The sequence below is a fragment of the Verrucosispora sp. ts21 genome, assembly GCF_002879555.1.
Lineage (GTDB): Bacteria > Actinomycetota > Actinomycetes > Mycobacteriales > Micromonosporaceae > Micromonospora > Micromonospora gifhornensis.
On sequence record NZ_PNOZ01000212.1, the window covers coordinates 1 to 284 of the forward strand.

Sequence of the window (284 nt, forward strand, 5' to 3'; positions counted from 1 at the left end):
CTGCGTTGCAGGAGTCGAAGTTGGAGAACCTGGGCCACCTCGGTGACCGCAACGACCATGACTCGCAGGGTCTGTTCCAGCAGCGTCCGTCCAGTGGTTGGGGCACGGTGGAGCAGATCACCGATCCCGAGTACTCGACCACCGCGTTCCTGAAGGGCCTCAAGCAGGTTGATGGTTGGCAGGACATGCCGTTGACCAAGGCCGCCCAGACCGTGCAGGTGTCGGCGTTCCCGGATCACTACGCCCAGTGGGAGCAGCAGGCCGCTGACCTGGTCGCCAAGTAC

Annotated in this window: 1 pseudogene; it reads left to right on the plus strand. The window is 63.7% G+C overall.

Features of this window, described 5'->3' with window-relative positions:
* Positions 1-284: pseudogene (locus C1A38_RS30540) on the plus strand (hypothetical protein); the annotation flags it as partial.